Raw genomic sequence first — 23,003 nt, 5'->3', positions numbered from 1 at the left:
TCTTTTCTCAGAAAAAAGTGCGGTTAAAAATGACCGCACTTTTTGTTATACTCTCACCAATTTTTTCTCAATGCTTAGAATCTAAGGTTAATTCAATGCGTACAAGTCAATATTTATTCTCAACATTAAAAGAAACCCCGGCTGAAGCGGCTATTGTGAGCCATCAATTGATGCTTCGTGCAGGGATGATTCGTCCTCTTGCTTCAGGTCTTTATAATTGGATGCCAACCGGCTGGCGTGTGCTCCGTAAAGTAGAAAAAATCATCCGTGAAGAAATGGATAAAAGCGGCGCACTTGAAATCAAAATGCCAGTAGTACAACCAGCAGAATTATGGGAAGAATCAGGTCGTTGGGAACAATATGGTCCCGAATTACTTCGTTTTGAAGATCGTGGAAACCGTAACTTTGTATTAGGTCCAACACACGAAGAAGTGATTACGGACTTAGTTCGTCGCGAAGTGTCATCATACAGACAACTTCCAATCAATTTATACCAAATTCAAACAAAATTCCGTGATGAAGTGCGTCCTCGTTTCGGTGTAATGCGTTCGCGTGAATTTATCATGAAAGATGCCTATTCTTTCCATACGGATCACGCGAGCTTGCAACAAACTTATGATGTGATGTACCAAACTTATAGCAATATTTTCAATCGCTTAGGTTTAGATTTCCGTGCAGTACAAGCGGACACGGGTTCTATCGGTGGTAGTGCCTCACATGAATTCCAAGTATTAGCGAACAGTGGTGAAGATGATGTGATTTTCTCTACTGAATCTGATTACGCTGCAAATATTGAATTAGCGGAAGCGGTGGCGATTGGTGAACGTGCCGCGCCAACGAAAGCAATGGAATTAGTTGATACGCCAAATGCAAAAACCATTGCTGAGTTGGTGGAACAATTCAATTTGCCAATTGAGAAAACGGTTAAAACCTTAATTGTAAAAGGGGCAAGCGAAGAGCAACCGTTGGTGGCATTAGTGATTCGTGGTGATCATGAATTAAACGAAATCAAAGCGGAAAAATTACCAGAAGTGGCTTCACCATTTGAGTTTGCAGACGAAGCTGTTATTAAAGCAAAAATTGGTGCAGGTGTAGGCTCATTAGGTCCTGTTAATCTCAATATTCCAGTGATTATTGACCGTTCAGTGGCGTTAGTGTCTGATTTCAGCGCGGGTGCAAACATTGATGGTAAACATTACTTCAATATCAACTGGGAACGTGATGTAGCGTTACCAAAAGTGGCGGATATTCGTAACGTGGTTGAAGGTGATCCAAGTCCAGATGGTAAAGGTACCTTATTGATTAAACGTGGTATCGAAGTCGGCCATATTTTCCAATTAGGTAAAAAATACTCAGAAGCCATGAATGCGACGGTTCAAGGTGAAGATGGTCGTCCAATGGTCGTAACCATGGGATGTTACGGTATTGGTGTAACACGTGTGGTGGCTGCAGCGATTGAACAGCATTTTGATGATCGCGGTATTGTATGGCCAACAGATGAAATTGCGCCATTCACCGTAGCCGTTGTGCCTATGAATATGCACAAATCTGAAAGCGTTCAACAATATGCAGAAGAATTGTACCGCACTTTACAAGCACAAGGTGTAGAAGTGATCTTTGATGATCGTAAAGAACGCCCAGGTGTGATGTTTGCAGACATGGAACTTATCGGTGTCCCACACATGGTGGTGATTGGTGAGAAAAATCTCGCAAACGGCGAAATTGAATATAAAAATCGTCGCACCGGTGAAAAACAAATGATTGCAAAAGATCAGTTGTTAGATTTCTTGAAAGGGCAAATTAAAGCTTAATTAAGTCTTTGATGATGAAAAAAGGAGATTGAGACACACACTTCAATCTCCTTTTTTATTATCGATTAGTAATTACTTGAGGTATTACCAGAAACACCCGTTACAATAGCAATCCCTGCGCTTGCACCAATTCGTGTCGCACCTGCTTCAATCATGGCTAGTGCGGTTTGAGTATCACGAATACCGCCAGAGGCTTTCACGCCAATGTTGCCTACCGTTTTCTTCATTAATGCCACATCTTCTACGGTTGCCCCACCTTTATTGAAACCGGTTGAGGTTTTAACGAATGCCACACCCAACGCTTTACAGATTTCACAGGCTTTTACGATTTCTTCTTTGGTGAGTAAGCACGTTTCTAGAATCACTTTAAGCGGCACGCCATGACAAGCGGTTAATACAGCTTGAATATCGTCTTTTACGGCATCCCATTTATTGGATTTAATTAAGCCAACATTAATCACCATATCGATTTCACTCGCACCCGCTTTGATTGCTTCTTGAGTTTCAAACGCTTTGACAGAGGATAAGTTGGCACCAAGTGGGAAACCAACAACGGTACAAATTTTAACGTTTGTACCTGCTAGCTTTTCTTTAGCTAAAGGAATATAACCTGAATTAATGCAGACTGAATAAAAACCGTATTCAATAGCTTCATCACAGAGTTTAAGAATATCCTGTTCTGTTTTTTCAGCAGTAAGGGCAGTGTGATCAATATATTGTGCTAATTGTTTACTATCCATATTTTTTCTCCTTATAAAATGATGTGATTATCATAACAAAATATCTGTAATTTTGACCGCACTTTTCTGATCGATTACAATCCATTTATCCTAGATCATGAAATTTTATTGTGAAGCTTAAAACATTATTAAAAAATGCGATTTCGCTCCTACTGACGTTGATTATTGTAAGCAGTATTCTCGATTTTATTCGTAAACCTAATATTCCGCCTGAAATCAATGCGACGGCACTTTATGATTTACAGGGGAATGCCTTCTTTTTACCTCAATTAGATCAAGCTAAGCCGACGATCATTTATTTCTGGGGAAGTTGGTGCGGTTATTGTCGTTATACTTCTCCAGCGATTAATTCACTTTCAGAAGAAGGCTATCCGGTAGTCTCTGTCGCGCTACGTTCGGGGACAAATAAGGACGTGGAAGATTATTTACAAACGCATCACTATCAGTTTACAACGGTGAATGATCCTCAAGGCAAGATTGCTGAGCAATGGCAGGTGAATGTGACACCGACGATTGTTATTTTAAATAAAGGAAAAATAGATTTGGCCACAACGGGCTGGACAAGTTATTGGGGCTTAAAAGTGCGGTTGTTTTTCACAGAGTTTTTTGGCTAAGCGGTACAAAATCTATTACAATACACAGACTTATTTTAAAGAGGACAGAATTATGATTATCGTAACAGGTGGTGCAGGTTTTATCGGCAGTAATATCGTTAAAGCGTTAAATGATATGGGACGCAAAGATATTTTAGTGGTGGATAACTTAAAAGACGGGACTAAATTCATTAACTTAGTGGATCTTGATATCGCAGATTACTGCGATAAAGAAGACTTCATTGCATCCATTATTGCAGGCGATGATTTAGGTGAGATCGATGCGGTATTCCATGAAGGGGCTTGCTCAGCGACTACTGAATGGGATGGCAAATACATCATGCATAATAACTACGAGTATTCAAAAGAGTTATTGCATTACTGTTTAGATCGTCAAATTCCGTTCTTGTATGCATCAAGTGCGGCGACTTATGGCGACAAAACTGAATTCCGTGAAGAGCGTGAATTTGAAGGTCCATTGAATGTGTACGGTTATTCTAAATTCTTGTTCGACCAATATGTACGTGCAATTTTACCTGAAGCAAAATCACCAGTATGTGGTTTCCGTTATTTCAACGTGTATGGTCCGCGTGAAGGTCACAAAGGTTCAATGGCAAGTGTGGCATTCCACTTAAATAACCAGATTCTTAAAGGCGAAAATCCAAAATTATTTGCAGGCAGTGAACACTTCCGCCGTGATTTCGTTTATGTAGGCGATGTGGCACAAGTCAACATTTGGTGCTGGCAAAATGGCATTTCAGGTATATTCAACTGTGGTACCGGCAATGCGGAGTCTTTCGCTGAAGTGGCAAAAGCAGTGATTAAATTCCATGGTAAAGGTGCAGTGGAAACTATTCCATTCCCAGAGCATTTGAAATCTCGCTATCAAGAATATACGCAAGCTAACCTTGATAAACTTCGTGCAACTGGCTATGACAAACCATTTAAAACCGTAGCGGAAGGTGTGGCTGAGTACATGGTGTGGTTAAATAAATAAAATTATTGAACAAATAATGTCGTTCAATACTAGAAAATGAATAAAGTGCGGTTAAAATTAGTCTTATTTTTAGCCGCACTTTTGTTATAAGGTCAAGCATGAATATTTTAATTATCGGCCCGTCTTGGGTCGGCGATATGATGATGTCGCACAGTTTGTATCAACAACTCAAACTGCAATATCCCAATTGCCAAATTGATGTGATGGCACCGAATTGGTGTAAACCGCTTTTAGCCCGCATGCCAGAAGTGCGTCATGCCATTGAAATGCCGCTTGGTCATGGTAAGTTTGCCTTGTGTGAACGTTATCGTTTAGGTAAAGCATTACGTAATCAATATGATATGGCGATTGTGTTACCAAATTCCTTGAAGTCAGCCTTTATTCCCGCCTTTGCAAAAATTACTGTGCGTCGTGGTTGGAAAGGGGAAAGCCGTTATTTCTTGCTTAACGATTTACGTAATAACAAACGTGAGTACCCAATGATGGTGCAGCGTTATGTGGCGTTAGCCTTTGAGCAAAATGCGGTACCGAAAGCGGCTGATATTCCTGTTCTAAAACCTTATTTAACCGTTGACCCAACTCAACAAGCGGAAACCTTAAAAAACTTTGAAAAACAGACCGCACTTTTAGGCGAACGTCCGATTATTGGATTTTGTCCGGGGGCGGAATTTGGCCCGGCAAAACGTTGGCCGCATTATCATTACGCTAAATTGGCCGAAATGCTGATTGAAAAAGGCTATGCGGTAGAATTATTTGGTTCACCAAAAGATGTGGAAGCAGGTGAGCAAATCCGCAATGCGTTGTCAGCAGAACTGCAACCGTTTTGTTTAAATTTAGCGGGACAAACAAACCTGAATCAAGCGGTAGATTTAATCGCTAATTGTACGGCAGTAGTGAGTAATGACAGTGGCTTAATGCATATTGCCGCTGCGACAGATCGTCCATTGGTCGCGCTTTATGGCCCAACAAGCCCAACTTATACGCCACCATTATCTGATAAAGCCGTGATTATTCGTTTAATTGAAGGTGATTTAATTAAAGTGCGTAAAAGTACAGATAGCTCGGAAGGGTATCATCAAAGTTTGATTGATATTACACCTGAAATGGCATTAGAAAAATTAGAGGCATTATTAGCAAAATGAACCCTCTTCGCATACACTTACAATTAATCGGAATGGCTATTTTATGGGGGGCATCTTGGCCTTGGGGGCGAGTGGTTGCTCAAGCTATGCCGACGTTTGTTGCCTCCAGTTTGCGATTTTTCTTTGCGATTATTCCGCTCATGATTTGGTTATATGCGGCAAATCGCTTTAAATATGCGAAACAACTAAGAGCAAACCAATGGATAGGTTTGTTTGTGACTGCCTTTTTCGGTGTTTTTGCCTATTCCACGTTTTTTATCTGGGGACTGAAATATCTTCCTGCGGGGCAAGCAGCCGTGATTGTAGCAACAAACCCTGTTTTCACGACGCTTTTGGCAATTTTTTTATTTAAAGAAAAATGGAATCGATGGGTAATACTCGGAATGATTATTGCCATGAGTGGATCGCTATTGGCTCTCACAAAAGGGAACTTTTTACAGATGATGGATTCCTTTGGCTTTGGGCAAATATTATTAATTGGGGCGCTAATTTGTTGGGTGGTTTACACCTTATTAGCAAGAAAAGTACTCGCAGGTATTGATTCGCTCACCGCAACCACCTTATCTTCTATTTTTGGTTTTTTATTGTTATTTATGAGCGCATTATGCGTGGAAAGTGCAGACGATTGGCTTACGGTACAGAATTTATCTCAAGGTGAGTGGATCAGTTTGCTTGGCCTCGCATTTGGTGCGACAGTATTGGCCTACGCCTGGTATTTTGATGGGGTGAAATACTTAGGGGCAGGCAATGCCTCGGCTTACATTATTCTTGTGCCGATTTTAGGCATTTTATTTTCAGCCGTTTGGTTGAATGAACAAGTGGATTCATCCTTAATTATTGGGGGTATTTTAGCGGTGTCAGGTCTCGGTATTATGCACTGGGGAAGAAGGTTAATTAAATGAAAGTATGCGTGATCAAAACGTCTTCTATGGGCGATGTAATCCATACTTTGCCGGCATTGACTGATGCGCAGCGTGCTATTCCTAATCTCTCCATTGATTGGGTGGTAGAAGAGAATTTTGCCGAAATTCCACATTGGCATTCTGCAGTGAAGCAAATCATTCCAATTGCCTTAAGACGTTGGCGAAAATCGCCTTTTTCGGCTCAGACCAAAAACGAGTGGAAATCTTACCGCACTTTATTACAAGCCAATCAATATGATGCTGTGATTGATGCTCAAGGGCTTTTTAAGAGTGCTTTTTTTGCAACACGCTTAGCCAATGGCGTTAAACATGGTTATGACCGAAAAAGTATCCGTGAGCCGATTGCCTCCTTGTTCTACGATAAAAAATACGCTATTTCCTATCAACAACATGCGGTAGAACGTATTCGTCAACTTTTTGCTCAAGCCTTATCTTATCCATTACCGAAAGAAAAAGGGGATTATGGTATTGCTCGTCATTTTATTTCTGCAGATTCTATCGAACCTTATGTGATCTTTTTTCATTCTACAACAAGAGATGAAAAGCATTGGCCAGAACAAGAATGGCGAAATTTAATTGAAAAACTGACCGCACTTTCTGTTCAAGTCCGTTTACCTTGGGGAAATGAAAAAGAAAAGGCAAGAGCAGAGCGATTAGCCGTAGGTTTATCTCATGTAGTCGTTTTGCCTAAGCTTTCATTGAATGAATTGGCTGGACAAATTGCCAATGCGAAAGCCGTGGTATCGGTAGATACAGGGCTTGCCCATTTGACAGCCGCACTGGATAAACCGAATATAACGCTTTATGGTGCAAGTGATCCGACCTTAATTGGCTGTTATGGTCAAAATCAGCATTATTTAACGGCGAATACAATGGAAAATATTACTTCAAGCCAAGTGTTTTCTTCGCTTAATTTATTAATTAAATAGGCGGTAAAATAATCAAATATGTATTTATCTTGATTGATTTTAGTCAAAATATTGCCTATTTTCTGATAGTTGGCAAAATTTAGGGTTGACCATTTAAGTTGTAGTGTATAAACTGCAAAAAGTTCAATTTTTTAATAAACTTCATTAAATAATAGGGAAAGCGTTATGAAAAAAACACTTCTTGCTTTATCTGTAGCCGCATTAGCAGCAGGTTCTGCACAAGCTTATAACTTCCACATTGACCAAACTGGTACTGATGTTGATTTTTATGGTTCTTTACGTGTTAAATGGGAAAGCACCTCTAACAAAACTAACTATGTAAATGGTGATGTAACTAAAGAACACATCAACCACGCAGTTGATAACAACGGCTCACGTTTTGGTTTCAAATTAAAACAAAGCTTAGGTGGCGATTTCTACGCTTTAGGCCGTGCTGAATGGCGTATGCGTGGTGAAGCACCTTCACAACATGATTTTGACCATGTTTATACTCACCAACTTTATGCTGGTTTTGGCCACAAACAATTCGGTGAATTAACTTACGGTAACATGGTAACCATTACAGATGAAGTTAGACAAACCGACTTAGCAAATACTTACAGCTTATCTGATGGCTTATTAGATGGTTCTGCACGTCGTGTAACTCAATATGTGTACAACGGTAACTATGGTGATAACAAAGTTAAATTTGGTGCATACTATGGTGGTTCAAGCAAACGTAGCATGAAAAACCTTGATTTAGCGAACAAACGTAAAAATGCTTGGGGTACAGGTCTTATCTTCAATCATGCAATTGATAGCATCCAAAATGTAACCGTAGCAGCTGGTTTTACTCGTGAAATTTCTGAAAATGCGAATAATACTGCATATTACCGCAATGCTTATGGATTAGGTTTAGCGTATAACTTCGTTCACACCACTTATGGTTTAGATTTAGAACGTCAAGTAACTAAAAACCAAGGTGACAAACGTACTAAAAATGAAGTGCGTGCGATTGTTCGTCAAGGTTTAAACGAAGATTGGAACGTATATGCAATGTATGCGTATAAAACAGATAAACAATTTGGTGATACAGACAGAACTCGTCAATTCATGGTAGGTACTGAATACTACGTATATAATCAAGGTTCTTTAAAAGTGAAACCATTCTTAGAATGGCAAGCGACTCGTACTAAATACGAAAACAGCACTGTAGATCGTAGCCGCGATTTCAAAACTGTTATCGGTTTACGTGCATACTGGTAATTTATCAGTTTAATCTTATAAAACTAGCGGATAGTGAAAGCTATCCGCTTTTCTTTTTGGCTTGTAATTTTGATTTTCACCCCCATAATACTGCACAGGCACAAAGTGCGGTAACAAAACGATATCTTTTTTGAACGTTTACAATTTATTCTCAAAATTGACCGCACTTTTTACTCAAAGAATAAATAGGAACAAATAATGAATTACACTCAAGACAATGACAAACTTTACCGTTACCTTTTCCAAAACCGTGCCATGCGTGGTGAATGGGTACGATTAAACCAAACCTTTACTGATACATTGAATACTCATCATTATCCAAAAGCGGTACAAAACTTACTGGGCGAGATGATGGTGGCAACGAATTTGTTGACCGCCACATTAAAATTTAATGGCAATATTACGGTTCAAATTCAAGGTGATGGTCCATTAAAATTAGCCTTAGTTAATGGCAATGATCAACAACAGATCCGTGCATTAGCCCGTGTGCAAGGTGATATTCAAGACGGTATGAGCCTACATGATATGATCGGCAAAGGCGTATTAGTGATTACGATTGCTCCAACCGAAGGTGAGCGTTATCAAGGCGTTATCGGTTTAGATAAACCAACCATTACGGAATGTTTAGAAGACTATTTTGTTCGTTCAGAACAATTACAAACCCAACTTATTATTCGTACCGGTGAATATGAAGGCAAACCAGTGGCGGCAGGGATGTTGTTACAAATTATGCCAGATGGCCAAGGTACGCCAGAGGATTTTGAACATTTAACGACTTTAGCTGCAACAGTCAAAGATGAGGAGTTATTTGGATTACCGGCAGAAGAATTGCTTTATCGTTTATATCACGAAGAAGTAGTGGAAGTTTTTGAACCGCAATCAGTTTCTTTCTTCTGTGGTTGCTCACCGGAGCGTTCAGGGGCTGCATTATTACTGATTCCTGAAGCTGAAATTGAGGAAATCTTAGAAGAGCATAAAGGCAGTATTGATATGCAGTGTGAATGTTGTGGCACGCATTACTTCTTCAATAAAGAAGCCATTGATAAACTCAAACAAGCCCAATAAGAAAAATCCCCGTTTATGATAACGGGGATTTTTTATAGCCTTTTATTGTTGAACTTGTTCTAAACAATGTTTGATAGCGTCCGGAATTGAGCCTCCATGATTTTTATTGGGAATTGAAATAAATTCCACGGAATTACCTTGTTTTTCCAATATTTCCGCCAATTGATGTGCATTGATTGTTCGCATTTGTTTCCGTTGATTAATACGCTGTAATTGTTCTTCAGTCATATTCGTATCCTGTTCAGGATGCTCTTCATAATAGCCTAATGTAATCAGAATATGTGATGGTTTTTGGCTAATCCATGGTTCATTTTGAGGTAGAAATGAGCCGTTCCCCCACCAAAGAGAAGGGCTTGCCAAGGTGTAATATTGAAATAAATCCGGTTGATGGAAGAGTACATATAATCCAAATAACCCACCAAAAGAATGGCCAAAGAAATATTGTTTTTCCTTATTAATATCAAAATGCTGTTCAATATAAGGCTTTACGTCTTGTTGAATAAAACGTAGAAAATTGGCAGCTTTTCCTCCTTTGGCGAATTCGGCACCTTCTGCAGGGAAAGTGTAGTCTCTCGTGCGTTCTTCAATAACATAAGCTTTATCAGATACATAACCGATACCGACAATAAGCGGTAGAGGTTTATTGGGATTGACAGCATTCACGGCCATTGGAAATTGAGCATTGCCATCTAACGTGTAAAGTGCGGTCAGTTTTTGCGATGTTTTTGGTGGTACCGCAATAAACAAGCGGTAATGATTGTCTTCAAAGGTAAAATCTTTTTGTTGAATTTGATACATTTTTTTCATGCTTTCTTGAATAGGTGGAATCTTAAAGTCGGGTTCTGCTTGCGTGATTTGCGTAAATATCAGCAGACAAAATAAAAAGGGTAAACGCAAAAATGAGAACATGGGTATTGAGTCTTGAGTTGATAATAGTTCTCACTATATCGAAAATATGATGGGTAAATCAACCTTGTTGTATCCCAACCTCCTAAACCACCTAAAAAGGGGTAGAATTTTCCAATGAATGTTCAAAAATGAGATCTAGTTAACATTTTTTTTTTGACAATTCCCATACAATAAACATAGGAAAAATTTTTAAACTTTAATCAAGAGGTGAACTATGACTGATGTTAAAAACGTAATTAAAGAACTTGAAGCAGTTGGTATTCATGATGTTAAAGAAGTGGTTTATAACCCAAGTTATGAACAACTTTTTGAAGAAGAAACAAAACCAGGCTTAGAAGGCTTTGAAAAAGGGACACTTACCACAACTGGTGCGGTGGCTGTTGATACAGGGATCTTTACCGGTCGTTCACCGAAAGACAAATACATCGTTTTAGATGATACCACAAAAGATACGGTGTGGTGGACTTCTGATGTGGCGAAAAACGATAACAAACCAATGACTCAAGAAACTTGGTCAAGCTTGAAAGGTCTTGTGACTAAACAACTTTCTGGCAAACGTTTATTCGTGGTTGATGGTTTCTGTGGCGCAAGTGAACAAGACCGTATCGCAGTGCGTATTGTGACTGAAGTAGCATGGCAAGCACACTTTGTGAAAAATATGTTCATTCGTCCGACAGAAGAACAATTAAAAACCTTTAAACCAGATTTCGTGGTGATGAATGGTTCTAAATGTACCAACCCGAACTGGAAAGAACAAGGTTTGAACTCTGAAAACTTCGTTGCATTTAACTTAACTGAGCGTATTCAATTAATCGGTGGTACTTGGTACGGCGGTGAAATGAAGAAAGGTATGTTCTCAATGATGAACTACTTCCTACCACTTAAAGGTGTAGGTGCAATGCACTGTTCTGCTAACGTAGGTAAAGACGGTGATGTAGCAATCTTCTTCGGTTTATCAGGTACAGGTAAAACCACACTTTCTACCGATCCAAAACGTGAATTAATCGGTGACGATGAGCACGGTTGGGATGATGTAGGTATCTTCAACTTTGAAGGTGGTTGCTATGCGAAAACTATCCATCTTTCAGAAGAAAATGAGCCGGATATTTATCGTGCAATCCGCCGCGATGCATTATTAGAAAACGTCGTTGTTCGTGCTGACGGTTCAGTTGATTTTGACGATGGTTCTAAAACTGAAAATACTCGTGTATCTTACCCAATTTATCACATTGATAATATTGTTAAACCGGTGTCTCGCGCAGGTCACGCAACAAAAGTAATTTTCTTAACTGCGGATGCATTCGGTGTATTACCGCCAGTGTCTAAATTGACACCAGAGCAAACCAAATATTACTTCTTATCTGGTTTCACCGCTAAATTAGCGGGTACAGAGCGTGGTATTACTGAACCAACTCCAACCTTCTCAGCATGTTTCGGTGCGGCGTTCTTAACTCTCCACCCAACACAATATGCTCAAGTGTTAGTTAAACGTATGCAAGCCGCCGGTGCAGAAGCATATTTAGTTAATACAGGTTGGAACGGTACTGGTAAACGTATCTCAATAAAAGATACTCGTGGTATTATCGATGCAATCCTAGATGGTTCTATCGAAAAAGCAGAAATGGGCGAGTTACCAATCTTTAATTTAGCCATTCCAAAAGCATTACCTGGCGTAGATCCTGCGATCTTAGATCCACGTGATACTTATGCGGATAAAGCACAATGGGAAGCAAAAGCAAAAGATCTTGCGGGACGTTTTGTGAAAAACTTCGAAAAATATGCGACTAACGCGGAAGGTAAAGCGCTTATCGCAGCAGGTCCAAAAGCTTAATTAGAAATTAGTATCTAATTAAGATACCTCTACAAATAACCGCACTTTGATTTTTTAACCCAAGTGCGGTTATTTTTATATTAAGATTTTTTTGATCTATTCTTTTGCTACGGTGAGAATAGACCAAACATAAGCCAATACTACCAATACTGCTGATACAGTAAACATAATACTGACAATATCAAGGAACAATAAACTATCAATAATTGGTTTGGTGAAGATGCGATCCGCATATCTTGCTACAAAAGTGATGACATAACCCCATAAAGCCCATGTAGCAATATCTAATAAAGCGCTTTTGGTTTTTATCAGTAATGGAAGGCTTCTACCTTTATTAATTACCATCAATTGTTGTAAAGTAGCCGTTGTCATATTTAAACTCCTCTGTCAGGGCTTGTCCATACAGCTAATTTGGACTTGTTTCTAAAAATTGCTTTTGGAATCCCTACTAGCAGTGTTACGGTATTGAGTAACCAATAAACATAGGGATACCAAATGCAAGAAATTCCATATTGGATCAATCCTTTTTCATAACGTGAATCTATGTATAGACTTAAGAGGCACTGTAAGAAGAAGGAAAAAAACATGATCGATATATTCGTTTCAAACAATTCCATGTTTTGAATACCCATACCTAAAATAAACTTGCGGTATAGTGCAAGTGCAACCAATGTAACTAATAAAATTGCCCAACTCGCAGTAACTAAATATTCTGCGTACATAGGCCACAAACGGCGGTTTTTCCATCGCCAGACTTGTGGGAAATATTTCAGAATAGTTTCAGCTCCGCCTTGTGCCCAACGTAAACGTTGTTTATATAAACCGGAAATGCGTTCAGGCATTAGTACCCAGCATAAAGCTCTAGGTTCATACATTATGTTGTAACCAGCGGTTTGAATTTTCCAACTGATATCAATGTCTTCAGTGATCATATTGGTACTCCAGCCGCCAATTTCTTCCATTATTTCTTTTCGAAATAGACAGCATACGCCAGATACAGTGAAGATTGTTCCCATTAAGCTTTGTGCTCGTTTGATTAGACCGATGATGGAACTAAATTCAGAGACCTGTAATCGACCTAAGATGGTACTACGGTTACGTACACGAGGATTACCTGTAACGGCACCATAAGAACGGTTTAATTCAAGGGATTGGACCATGTAATCGATAGCATCGAAATCCAATACGGCATAGCCATCAATACAAGCGACGTATTCCCCTTTAGCGACTAATAGGCCATGATTTAATGCACTGGCTTTACCTTGGTTTTCTTGATGAAGTGCAACAATGCGTTTGTTTTCTTTTGCCCAACGGTCAATAATTTCACCCGTGTTATCTTTGCTACCATCATTGATAAAGATGAGTTCATAATTGGGGTATCTTAGCTGAAGTAAATAAGGGATAGCCTCATCTAAATTATCTCCCTCGTTGTAGCAGGGCACCATAATGCTGACCATTGAGACTCGCTCTTTTGGCATTTGCTGGAAAGTTGGTTGCCTGAGCTTCCCTTCCATAAAAAGGTAATAACAGAGGCTTGCAGTTACCCAATATATTGCCATTCCAGCAGGATACATAAATACGAAGATGCTAAGCATTTCTAAGAATTGTTGATTCATAATCAATCCTTATGGTTTACCCATATTAGTATTTATTGAAAAGTGCGGTTTCATTTTGCCTAGGTTAGGTTGATTATTTAAGAAATTGTCTGGGTAGTAACCATAACTATAAATACGGTTTTGTTGCAGTAATTTCATCCAATCAATGAGTTCTACTTCTGGAATTGGCTTTTGGGTTCTCCAATTCACTACTTGAAATTCAAATAGGACTTTATTTAATGGCACTTGCGCTTTGACTTTTTCAATGAGAGATGAGAACCATCGATGAGCTTCTTTTTCTGAAATAGAATGCTCGTTTTCCATATATGGCATTGCCATAATTGCGGTTGTATCATAATTTTCAGTGAGCGTTTTTAAATTTTGAGCTAGCCATTCTTCTGCATTTGGATCTGTTATAACTGATGCATAAAGATTACGAGCAGTTTTAAGCGAGTAAGAGCCACGTAAGAAATAAGGTTTTAAGGCATCACTAAGTTGGTGGGTTAAGCTAATAAGATCTAGTGTTTTTTGTTTGGCTTGAGAGCTAACAACTCCAGTTGCATGATTACCTTCGTTTCCTTCAAAATCAGTTAGAAATGCATCATCATGGAATAAAATGCCATTAAATTTGGCATAGAAAGATAAATCGTTGTAAATAGATTTAATAATTTCAATATTCTTACGATTATAGGGGGAAAGACGTAAATATGACTCTTTTGATGGTTTTCCAGTACGGCTATCGATAACATATTTTGCATCTTTTACTTTATTACGTAAATCAAAGGCAAGCACAGGCATCCAAGCATATACTTCAACACCAGCACGGGTTTGTAATTGCCATGCTATACGGCCAAAAATATCATCTCGAACAGGTAGATATTGGTTTGGAAAATATAAAGCGTCAGCTACACCATTCCCATCCGGATCAGAGAACGCTTGAAGATAAACGGTTGTAATTCCATAGTTATGAATTCTTTCAATAAGTTTATCAAGGTTTTTAGCTTGCTGTTTTTTATCTACATCGTAAACATAATCTAAGTCAATATGCACTACACGTTGAATTTTACGTTCTTCATCTACTCTGTTTAAATAGTTTTTTATTGTGGCTAAGTCAGTTTCAGTATTTAACAATAAACGGCCGATATGTCTATCCCCGACCTTGTTGATAAGCTTTTCTCCTAAAGAAAAATGATAGGGCATGTCTGTTTGTTTAGCTGTTTCAACAGCAATATCATTAAATTGTCCATAAGGCCATACTATAATTCGAGGTTTTTTCCCAATATGATTGAAAATAGTTTGAGATGAATGTTTAAAATCTTCTAATAACCTTTTTTGATAGGATTCTTTAGTTTCATATTTACCATTTTTATATTCAGGTACGATTGCTGCAGGTATTTTGCTACCAGCAGGGTTAGCATTTACCCCTTTATGCATATCATGAGTATGAGAGGCTATTTCAATTAGACCGCTTTGCTCCATTTCTTTTACTTGTTCCCAGGTAGCAAAGACGGAACGATCTAGTATTTTATCGGCATAATGAATTTTTTGATTTTGAGGTGTATCCAACCAACTGGTTACAGGTGCAAAAATAGCTGGATAGTTGTACGCTTTTAATAGTGGAAAAATAACGCTATACATAGTTTCGTAACCATCATCAAAACTTAATAGTACTGCATTATCGGGTAATGTACCTTTCCCATTTTCCGCATCAATGACTTGCTGCCAGCTAATAATGTTGTACTTATTTTCTTTAAGCCAGTTGAAATGTTTAATTAACAATTGGGCCGAAATGGTTTGTGGAAAATAGATTTTTTTATCTTTAGATGCAGTTTCATCTACGACCGAATGATAAGCCAGAACACTATAGCGTTCTTGAGCAAAAGAAAAAGCAGATAAAAGAGAAATGGAGCAAATAATTGCTCTGAAAATATTTTTTAGAGATTTCATAAAATAGTACCACTTAAATAGAATTAATTAGTAATAAATTGAAAAAGTTAAATTTCCAAAGTTATTAAATTCAGCTGATCCATCATAAATATTTTTTTTACGGCCAACTTCATAGGATATTGCATAGCTTTTCCCAATGCGCCAGTTGTGGCTATAACTAATTGACCACATTTTTTCTCGGTATTGTTCAGCTTGTTTATAGGCACCTATACTAGCTTTAAGATGATGAGTTAAGACTAAACCGTAGTTTAGGGGCTGGTAGTAACTTAAATCGGTGCCAAATTCTACGCTTATTGTTTTTGATGGGTTGTAGTATTCAGCTGAATTTATGGTTTTATTTTTGCTGTAGTCTACTCTGAAATTATTAGTAAGCGCCCAACGATCATGTTTGAACGTATTGAGATTCAACCATAAATTGGCTTCTTTTCTTAAGTTGCCGTCATCAAATTTCATGACGCTGCCACCTAGTCCAGCTTGGAAAATATCGGAATAGGAATACGTGGTAGAGAAACCAATATCTTTAGTATACACACCTTTATTGATAGCTTTAATTAGGGTATCGCTACCATTGATATTGGCATCTAAATTAAATGCCCAATGTTGATTAAGAGTGTAATTTACCTCTGTCGAGAAGTATGCTTTTTCATTGAGCTTAATACCTTTGCCGCTTTCTATTTTTAATTGAAGTGGATAGAAATTAAATTCTGTTCCTACGCCAATTCGACGAGAAATGAGACTTTCTTTATCATAAGGAGAGCGAGTTTCTAAGTAATGAACATAGAGATCATGCCCATTTGCAGTCTTGGGTGTATAAATAGCGTAATCTTGGTGGCTTTCATTATGATAATTTGCTGGTGATGATGTTGCAAACCGATATTACCAACTATCTTTCCTAAAAGAGCCCGATCATAACTATTGATTAATGTTTTTGCAGATCGACGTTGATCTTTATCCATAGCATTCAATGTTTTTGAAACAGTTGAAAAATCATTTTGGCTTAATGCAATTTCAGCTAGGCTTTTGCGAGATTCCAGTTGGTCATTTTCATTTAAAAAATAGCTCGCTTTTTCAGCCCAAAATTTAGCGTCGTCATAGTTTTTTCGATTTCTTTCTAATTCTGATTTTTGTAACATTACCCAAGGGTCACCTGGGGTTTTATTGAACACACGATCGTCAATAAGTTGTTGGGCTAATTGGCTATTCCCTCGCCACAATGCAAGATGAGCTAAGCCGAAATATCGTAGGTCATAGCTAGGATTTATAATTCTAGATGTTCTAGTATAATCATTGATATAAGCATTAGATGTTATTTGCTCTAAATACTTTTGAGCTAACTTAAATTCTCCAGCATCACTTGCAGCAAGAGATAATTTTTGAAGCAAAACATCACTTACCGCACGTTTATTTTTTGATGATCTTTGTTCAATATTTTGATAAGTGCTTAGAGCTTTATGTGGCGAGCCTTTTGCCATCCAGTAATCACCAAATGCTTCTTCTAAATAATCAGGTGTATTAGGCTGAGATTGCAATAATTGAAAGTCATCATCAATTTCGTTGAATTTATTTAGCCGAACGCCCACTACAAAACGATCTTGTAATGTCTGTTGGTAGAGTGGATGTTGAGGATTAATTTTTGCTAAAAGTGCGGTTAATTCATCAAATGATCTTTCTTGCTGTGTTATTGTTGAGGCATTTTTTGCAGAAATGATAACCTTATCATGTTCCAACCACATAATATCTTTAGAATTAAATTGTTCTGGATAATTGTTTTGCAGTTTTTCTCGTAATGGTTGAACGTTATACTTTGAGGCTAAACGATATAGCTCTTTCATTAAAGTAAGATTTTTAGGATTATTTTCTAATTGACGTTGCCAACGGCCAAGTTTAGCCATATCAGATTCAGTAAAATCAAGTAAGTAACTTTCAGCATCAAGGTAGGCATTATCTAGCCCAAAGTGTTTTCTATAGCTATTTAATGCATGTTTAGCCACATCATAGTTTTTATTTTCTGTCGCAGCTAACGCGGCACCAAGCCATCCATTAGGGTTTTTAGGGGAGAGTTTTTGTAGTTGTAAATAAAAGGTAAGTGCTTGATTATATTGCTTTTCATTTCGAGCGGCTTTGCCTAAATTTTCGAGTTCATTTTGGGAAAATTGCGCTGGAGCGCAGCTTTCGCAAAGTGAAAGTGCTTTAGCGGATTGATTCGTCCTCAGATAGAGTGTCATTAAATCATCGCGCACTTTCGAATCCTGAGTCCTCTTAAATAAGGCCTCAAGTTTGGGAATAGCTTGATTTAATTGGACATCGCCTTGACGGGAGAAAATGATGATGTTTTCTCGTTCGGTATCAATAGCGGATTTTTGGGCATAGGCAACCTGCGCTACCGAGGTACTGACACCTACTAATAGCACAGTCTTAAAGACATGGGATAGAGACTTCATATTAACTTCTACTATGTTTAATTATAATTATTTATTGTGGACTCCATATTTATGACAATGTAAAGAAAGTGTAAGTTTTGTAAAGTGATCCGACCTCAAGTTGAGCTATGAAAAATATTAGTTATGTATAACAGCGGATGTTTTAGGTGAAAAAATAGGCGTTTTAGTAAAATAAAACGCCTATTTGATATTTAGAGAAGTGATTGAAAGTTATTTCAAAATAAACATCGGTGTGTTGCTGATAGGATCACGATGAATGATGACATCCAAATCAAACACATCCTTCAGCAACTCTTCGGTCATCACTTCATCGGGCGTACCTTGTGCCATTACGGCACCTTTTTTCATGACGATTAAGTAATCGCAATAGCGGCAGGCTTGGTTGAGATCATGCAACACCGTAATCACGGTTTTGCCATTTTGTTGCATTTGTCGCATCATGCCCATGAGTTCAGCTTGGCGGTTTAAATCCAGATAAGTAGTCGGCTCATCGAGTAGCACTAATTCAGCATCTTGCGCAAGTGTCATGGCTAAGAAGACGCGTTGTTGCTGACCACCGGATAAATCGGAAACCAACTGTTCGGCGAGTTCTGCAGTTTGCGTTTGTTCCATCGCCCAAGTGACCAATTCTTCATCTTTTTGACTGAGTTTACCCCATAGATTTAAGTAAGGCGAACGCCCGTAAGCGATCAATTCGCGTACTTTAATGCCTTCAGGTACCAGGTGTTGCTGCGGGAGAAAAGCCAATTCTTGGGCATATTCTTTAGGGCTTTTTTGCCAAATGTCCTTGCCTTTATGGGTGATTGAGCCTTGTTTCGGTTTGAGCAATCGCGCTACCGCTTTTAATGTGGTGGATTTACAGCAGCCATTTGGGCCGATTAACGCAATCACTTTATTTTTCGGGAATTTTAGCGACAGATTTTTAACCACGAGTTTATCTTGATAACCTAAAGATAAATTATTGATTTCAATGCTCATTATTTAGTTCTCATCAATAAGTAGAAGAAATATGGCGCACCGATAATTGCAGTCAGAATACCTGCCGGCAGTTCAGTTGGTGGGTCAATCACCCGCGCCAAAATATCCGAAAGTTGTAATAAGAGGGCGCCAATAATCAAGGCTGCCGGTAATAGGGTACGATGTCTGCCACCGACTAAACGACGGGCAAGATGCGGCGCAACTAAGCCTAAAAAGGCAATTGGACCACAAATTGCCACGGCTGTAGTGGAAAGGGCGACCGCTAGCACTAAAACGCTGATTTGCACTTTATTCACGGTTACACCCAAGGTGGAGGCTTTATTTTCACCTAAACCAAGGGTGTCGAGATCGCGACAGAAAATAAATGGCAAGGGCAGCAATACTAGTAACCATGGCAATACCACATTCAAATAAGACCAGCTGCGCCCCCACAAGCTTCCTGTGAGCCATAACATCGCCGTGTTGATCTCGACTGGATTGGTAAGCATTAGATAATGACTAATAGCAGCCCATAATGCGGAAAGTGCGACCCCAATGATTGCCATTTTGATAGGGCGGAAGTTAAAACCGCACACGACCCATAAAATGACAAAAGAGAGCACACCACCTAAAAAGGCAAAAATTGGCATCCAGTAAAATGCTAAGTTTGGTAAGAACATCAATACCGAAACAGCAACCAACCCCGCCGCATTGTTAATCCCTAAAATATCGGGAGAAGCAAGCGGATTACGCACTACGCTTTGCACTAGCACACCGGAAATTGCTAAGGCGCCGCCTAATAAAATCGCTAACACCGCACGGGGGAGGCGATATTCCATCAAGGTAAAATAGTTTTTATCGTCAGGCTGAAAGGCTGCCCAAATTTCTTCAAAGGAAAGTGTATAAGTGCCGAGACGAATACTCAACCCAAAGAGTAGTACCATCAGACTAAGCGTAATGACATAAAAGCCGATAGCGCGAAAAGATACATGAGAAGCTCGCATTAGTGTCTTCCTCTGGCAAATAATACAAAGACTGGTGCTCCGATTAAGGCAAGCACCGCACCAGCAGGCACTTCGCTAGGAAAGTTGACCGCGCGGGCAATGGTATCTGCAGCGAGCATTAAAATTGCGCCGAGTAACATCGCCATCGGGAGTGATTTTCGCAAGTCATAACCAATCCAATAGCGTGCCAGATGGGGCACGAGTAAGCCGATAAAGGCTACTGGGCCAGCAACACTCACGCTTGAACCTACAATCAATAACGCCATGATATTAGCGTACCAACGTAAACGGAAGAGATTGATGCCTAACGAACGCGCAGATTCATCGCTTAAATTGAGTAAATTTAAACGACTAGCAAAGAATAGACAGAAAAGTGCGGTCAAAATAAAGAACGGAAATAACGTCAATAATTCATTCCAACGAGCATGTGCAATGCCGCCAGCTAGCCAGCTCATAATACCGAAGGCATGATCTTCCGCGATAATGAGCACCAATTTCGTGAGCGCTGCACAAAGTAGTGATACGGCAATCCCCGCTAAAATCACTCGGCTACGATCTCCACTATTATCTTTCCATCCGTTGCTGATCAGCATCACCACAAACCAACTTATACCACCACCGATACTAGCCACTAAGGCAATGCTATAACCAGAAAGAATCAAGGGGCTAAACGCACTGGCGGTCACCATGGCAAGACTAGCACCCGAGTTCACGCTGAGTAGCGTAGGGGAGGCAAGCGGATTGCGCGTAATGGTTTGTAGCAACGCTCCTGCCACCGCAAGATTGGCGCCTAAAATCATGCCAACTAATGCGCGCGGTAGGCGTAAATCGGTTACCGTAATTTTGGCAATTTCATCGCCATCGGGGAGGAACGCTTGTAACGCTGCAAGCGGTCGAATTTCGATGGGATAATACAAAAACAGGCTTCCCCATAATAGGAAAGCCAGAATGATAAGGGGAAGTCCCCAACGGAAAGCAGACTTCATCATTATTTTTGTTTCACGAAACCTTCAATTTGTTTTGCCATAATTTTGCTCGCTTCTAAGCCACGACCACGCGCCCACATGTCGGAGTCAACACTGTAAACATGGTTTGCTTTTACCGCAGGAATGGCTTTCCAAAGTGGCTCAGCTTCCCATTTGCGCGCAATGCTTTCATCACGATAATGGGCAATGAACAAGTATTCTGGTTTTTCCATCACTAATTGTTCAAGGTTGATTTCTACGAAAGATTGATCACTATTGAGTTTAGTTGGGGCAAAACCTAATGTCGTTAAGAAACTACCCACATAGCCATTGTCATTTTGGATATTAAATTTATCTTCTCGGGAAGTACCAAATGAGGCTTTTTTGCCTTGCACACCTAAATTTTTTGCGATGTTGGCAATGTAATCATTATGTTCATTGATTTTTGCTTTCATTTCGCTACTTTTACCGACTAAATCACCAATTTTCTGCGCGGTTTCAAGATTTTCTTGGTAGCTTTCATGACGGGAATCAAACATCACCGTTGGCGCGATTTTTTTCAATTCTTCAAATACTGCAGTATGGCGAGATGGATCAGCAATAATTAAATCGGGTTTGAGAGAAGCAATCACTTCAAGACTCGGTTGAGAACGCGTGCCAACGGATTGCCATGCAGCAATTTTTTCGCGCACTTGCGGCAGAATACGATCGACTTTGTTGTCGTCAGCCACACCTACTGGGCTTACACCGACTTGGGCTAAAGCATCCACAAAAGAATATTCCAATGCCACAACACGGCTTGGGGTTTTATCAAGGATAAATTCACCTTTCGCATCTTTAACCGTCACGGCGCTAGCGAATGCGGATACCATTAATAATGCGGAAGCTAAAGTAGTTTTGAATAATTTTTTCATGTTGTGTCCTCAATAATAAAAAGCATTTGGATTATACACTCAAACAATGTTATTGAGAATAGTTATATTTTAGCTATTTGGTCGGATTTCTCTATTTTGCCCGCATTCTAGCAAGTAAACTGACGGCAATAATAATAACTAATGAACCGATCCAGAAATTTAGGCTTGGTACGTTATCCCAGAATAACCAGTCACAGATACTGGAAAAAATGACACCGGTAAAAGCAAAAGGCGTAATGACATTGGCAGGCGCGTATTTAAAGGCGCGAGTGAGTAATAATTGGAAAATAAGACCGAATCCACCCACTAAAAGCAGTAATGTGAATCCATGTAGTGTTGGTATTTTCCATTGAGCAATAAAAAAGAGCGGCAACAAAATCGAGCCTAATAAGTGAAAGTAAAACACGATATTTTTAGGTGAGTTGTGTTTATTGAGTTCTTGTAAACTGATAAACGCCATCGCAGCCAAGACGGCAGCACCTAAGGCATAGCCTACATGGATAGGGTTGATATTCATTGAGCCGTTGGTCAGCATAATGATGGATACACCAATAAACCCCATAAAACTGCAAGCTAATACTTTTAATGGTGTTCTGACTTTAAAGAAAAACAGCAATAAAGGCACAAAAAGTGAGGACGTATTCATCAATAAAGTCGCAATGGAAATTGGTAAATATTTAATCGCGTAAAAGGTTAACAACATACTGGCAATGCCGGCGAGATTACGCAAAACGAGAAACTTCCATTGCGACATATCAACTTTGAAATCGCCATCTTTAATTAAAAAAGGCAGGAGAAACACAAAACCAATAAAAAAACGGGAAAATAAAATTTCACTGGACGGTAATTCATCAGAGGCGTATTTTACAAATACGCCCATTAAGGCAATGCTGATGTAAGCTAACACCATACAAACAACAGCTTTTTGATAATTATTGCGGAGATGTATGTTTGGCATAAGGGTTCCTTGCATAAAGTGCGGTAAAAAATTGCCT

At 39.2% G+C, this 23,003-nt stretch carries 19 protein-coding genes and 1 pseudogene; 9 read left to right on the top strand and 11 right to left on the bottom strand.

Annotation, left to right across the window (positions count from 1 at the left end; all coding sequences use genetic code 11):
• Window positions 1-95: 95 nt before the first annotated feature.
• Window positions 96-1,811 (top strand): proline--tRNA ligase, encoded by a 1,716-nt coding sequence (gene proS / locus DPV95_RS05510; protein WP_111406791.1) that lies wholly within the window; start codon window positions 96-98, stop codon window positions 1,809-1,811.
• Between the two features lie 65 nt (window positions 1,812-1,876).
• On the opposite strand, the gene deoC is transcribed toward proS, so the two are convergent.
• Entirely contained in the window at window positions 1,877-2,551 is a 675-nt protein-coding gene (gene deoC, locus DPV95_RS05505; protein WP_111406790.1) for a deoxyribose-phosphate aldolase, read from the bottom strand.
• Between the two features lie 110 nt (window positions 2,552-2,661).
• Between deoC and DPV95_RS05500 the strand changes: the two genes are divergently transcribed.
• From DPV95_RS05500 to hslO, 7 genes are all read left to right on the top strand, one after another.
• On the top strand, window positions 2,662-3,165 hold the full coding sequence (locus DPV95_RS05500; RefSeq protein ID WP_111406789.1) for a protein disulfide oxidoreductase: 504 nt from the start codon (window positions 2,662-2,664) through the stop codon (window positions 3,163-3,165).
• 52 nt (window positions 3,166-3,217) lie between these two features.
• Window positions 3,218-4,141, top strand: coding sequence for an ADP-glyceromanno-heptose 6-epimerase (gene rfaD / locus DPV95_RS05495; RefSeq protein WP_111406788.1), 924 nt, complete (start codon window positions 3,218-3,220; stop codon window positions 4,139-4,141).
• A 98-nt stretch (window positions 4,142-4,239) separates the two neighbouring features.
• Window positions 4,240-5,283: a lipopolysaccharide heptosyltransferase II gene (waaF, locus tag DPV95_RS05490; RefSeq protein ID WP_111406787.1), complete on the top strand. Its 1,044-nt coding sequence runs from the start codon at window positions 4,240-4,242 to the stop codon at window positions 5,281-5,283.
• Window positions 5,280-6,185, top strand: a complete 906-nt coding sequence (locus DPV95_RS05485; protein WP_111406786.1) for a DMT family transporter — start codon at window positions 5,280-5,282, stop codon at window positions 6,183-6,185. The genes waaF and DPV95_RS05485 overlap by 4 nt, the downstream gene beginning before the upstream one ends.
• A complete protein-coding gene (gene rfaC / locus DPV95_RS05480; RefSeq protein ID WP_111406785.1) occupies window positions 6,182-7,135 on the top strand; it encodes a lipopolysaccharide heptosyltransferase RfaC in 954 nt (317 codons plus the stop codon). Before DPV95_RS05485 ends, rfaC begins: the two co-directional genes overlap by 4 nt.
• A 165-nt stretch (window positions 7,136-7,300) precedes the next feature.
• Entirely contained in the window at window positions 7,301-8,380 is a 1,080-nt protein-coding gene (locus DPV95_RS05475) for a porin (RefSeq protein WP_111406784.1), read from the top strand.
• Between the two features lie 198 nt (window positions 8,381-8,578).
• On the top strand, window positions 8,579-9,445 hold the full coding sequence (gene hslO, locus DPV95_RS05470; RefSeq protein WP_111406783.1) for an Hsp33 family molecular chaperone HslO: 867 nt from the start codon (window positions 8,579-8,581) through the stop codon (window positions 9,443-9,445).
• A 42-nt stretch (window positions 9,446-9,487) separates the two neighbouring features.
• On the opposite strand, the gene DPV95_RS05465 is transcribed toward hslO, so the two are convergent.
• Window positions 9,488-10,312, bottom strand: coding sequence for an alpha/beta hydrolase (locus DPV95_RS05465; RefSeq protein WP_111406799.1), 825 nt, complete (start codon window positions 10,310-10,312; stop codon window positions 9,488-9,490).
• Between the two features lie 256 nt (window positions 10,313-10,568).
• Between DPV95_RS05465 and pckA the strand changes: the two genes are divergently transcribed.
• Window positions 10,569-12,185: a phosphoenolpyruvate carboxykinase (ATP) gene (gene pckA, locus DPV95_RS05460; protein ID WP_111406782.1), complete on the top strand. Its 1,617-nt coding sequence runs from the start codon at window positions 10,569-10,571 to the stop codon at window positions 12,183-12,185.
• Between the two features lie 96 nt (window positions 12,186-12,281).
• Here the strand turns inward: pckA and DPV95_RS05455 are convergent, their stop codons facing one another.
• The 9 genes and pseudogenes from DPV95_RS05455 to DPV95_RS05415 form a co-directional block, all read right to left on the bottom strand.
• The gene (locus tag DPV95_RS05455; RefSeq protein WP_005698923.1) at window positions 12,282-12,557 is read right to left on the bottom strand and encodes a hypothetical protein; all 276 of its coding nucleotides are present in this window, start codon (window positions 12,555-12,557) and stop codon (window positions 12,282-12,284) included.
• A gap of 2 nt (window positions 12,558-12,559) precedes the next feature.
• Window positions 12,560-13,801, bottom strand: a complete 1,242-nt coding sequence (pgaC, locus tag DPV95_RS05450; RefSeq protein WP_111406781.1) for a poly-beta-1,6-N-acetyl-D-glucosamine synthase — start codon at window positions 13,799-13,801, stop codon at window positions 12,560-12,562.
• Between the two features lie 9 nt (window positions 13,802-13,810).
• Window positions 13,811-15,727 (bottom strand): poly-beta-1,6-N-acetyl-D-glucosamine N-deacetylase PgaB, encoded by a 1,917-nt coding sequence (pgaB, locus tag DPV95_RS05445; protein WP_049368107.1) that lies wholly within the window; start codon window positions 15,725-15,727, stop codon window positions 13,811-13,813.
• A gap of 27 nt (window positions 15,728-15,754) precedes the next feature.
• Window positions 15,755-18,168: pseudogene (pgaA, locus tag DPV95_RS05440) on the bottom strand (poly-beta-1,6 N-acetyl-D-glucosamine export porin PgaA).
• Window positions 18,169-18,378: 210 nt separating this feature from the next.
• Complete coding sequence (gene fecE, locus DPV95_RS05435; protein WP_111406780.1) at window positions 18,379-19,146, bottom strand: Fe(3+) dicitrate ABC transporter ATP-binding protein FecE; 768 nt, start codon at window positions 19,144-19,146, stop codon at window positions 18,379-18,381.
• A complete protein-coding gene (fecD, locus tag DPV95_RS05430) occupies window positions 19,146-20,129 on the bottom strand; it encodes a Fe(3+) dicitrate ABC transporter permease subunit FecD (protein ID WP_111406779.1) in 984 nt (327 codons plus the stop codon). Before fecD ends, fecE begins: the two co-directional genes overlap by 1 nt.
• Window positions 20,129-21,118, bottom strand: a complete 990-nt coding sequence (gene fecC, locus DPV95_RS05425) for an iron-dicitrate ABC transporter permease FecC (protein WP_111304604.1) — start codon at window positions 21,116-21,118, stop codon at window positions 20,129-20,131. Before fecC ends, fecD begins: the two co-directional genes overlap by 1 nt.
• Window positions 21,118-22,008 carry a Fe(3+) dicitrate ABC transporter substrate-binding protein gene (locus tag DPV95_RS05420; protein ID WP_049368111.1) on the bottom strand — a complete coding sequence of 297 codons (891 nt, stop codon included), beginning with the start codon at window positions 22,006-22,008 and terminating at the stop codon, window positions 21,118-21,120. The genes fecC and DPV95_RS05420 overlap by 1 nt, the downstream gene beginning before the upstream one ends.
• A gap of 91 nt (window positions 22,009-22,099) precedes the next feature.
• Window positions 22,100-22,966: a DMT family transporter gene (locus DPV95_RS05415; protein WP_111406778.1), complete on the bottom strand. Its 867-nt coding sequence runs from the start codon at window positions 22,964-22,966 to the stop codon at window positions 22,100-22,102.
• Between the last annotated feature and the right edge of the window lie 37 nt (window positions 22,967-23,003).

It is taken from the genome of Haemophilus parainfluenzae, assembly GCF_003252755.1.
In the GTDB taxonomy this organism is placed as follows: domain Bacteria; phylum Pseudomonadota; class Gammaproteobacteria; order Enterobacterales; family Pasteurellaceae; genus Haemophilus_D; species Haemophilus_D parainfluenzae_N.
Note: the sequence above shows the minus strand (reverse complement) of the source record. Positions and strands in the feature narration are given on the sequence as shown.

Excerpts from the sequence above, each read along its gene's own strand:
- proS (WP_111406791.1), top strand. The coding sequence starts at position 96 with ATGCGTACAAGTCAATATTTATTCTCAACATTAAAAGAAACCCCGGCT.
- deoC (WP_111406790.1), bottom strand. The coding sequence starts at position 2,551 with ATGGATAGTAAACAATTAGCACAATATATTGATCACACTGCCCTTACT.
- rfaD (WP_111406788.1), top strand. The coding sequence starts at position 3,218 with ATGATTATCGTAACAGGTGGTGCAGGTTTTATCGGCAGTAATATCGTT.
- waaF (WP_111406787.1), top strand. The coding sequence starts at position 4,240 with ATGAATATTTTAATTATCGGCCCGTCTTGGGTCGGCGATATGATGATG.
- DPV95_RS05485 (WP_111406786.1), top strand. The coding sequence starts at position 5,280 with ATGAACCCTCTTCGCATACACTTACAATTAATCGGAATGGCTATTTTA.
- rfaC (WP_111406785.1), top strand. The coding sequence starts at position 6,182 with ATGAAAGTATGCGTGATCAAAACGTCTTCTATGGGCGATGTAATCCAT.
- DPV95_RS05475 (WP_111406784.1), top strand. The coding sequence starts at position 7,301 with ATGAAAAAAACACTTCTTGCTTTATCTGTAGCCGCATTAGCAGCAGGT.
- hslO (WP_111406783.1), top strand. The coding sequence starts at position 8,579 with ATGAATTACACTCAAGACAATGACAAACTTTACCGTTACCTTTTCCAA.
- pckA (WP_111406782.1), top strand. The coding sequence starts at position 10,569 with ATGACTGATGTTAAAAACGTAATTAAAGAACTTGAAGCAGTTGGTATT.
- DPV95_RS05455 (WP_005698923.1), bottom strand. The coding sequence starts at position 12,557 with ATGACAACGGCTACTTTACAACAATTGATGGTAATTAATAAAGGTAGA.
- pgaC (WP_111406781.1), bottom strand. The coding sequence starts at position 13,801 with ATGAATCAACAATTCTTAGAAATGCTTAGCATCTTCGTATTTATGTAT.
- pgaB (WP_049368107.1), bottom strand. The coding sequence starts at position 15,727 with ATGAAATCTCTAAAAAATATTTTCAGAGCAATTATTTGCTCCATTTCT.
- fecE (WP_111406780.1), bottom strand. The coding sequence starts at position 19,146 with ATGAGCATTGAAATCAATAATTTATCTTTAGGTTATCAAGATAAACTC.
- fecD (WP_111406779.1), bottom strand. The coding sequence starts at position 20,129 with ATGCGAGCTTCTCATGTATCTTTTCGCGCTATCGGCTTTTATGTCATT.
- fecC (WP_111304604.1), bottom strand. The coding sequence starts at position 21,118 with ATGATGAAGTCTGCTTTCCGTTGGGGACTTCCCCTTATCATTCTGGCT.
- DPV95_RS05420 (WP_049368111.1), bottom strand. The coding sequence starts at position 22,008 with ATGAAAAAATTATTCAAAACTACTTTAGCTTCCGCATTATTAATGGTA.
- DPV95_RS05415 (WP_111406778.1), bottom strand. The coding sequence starts at position 22,966 with ATGCCAAACATACATCTCCGCAATAATTATCAAAAAGCTGTTGTTTGT.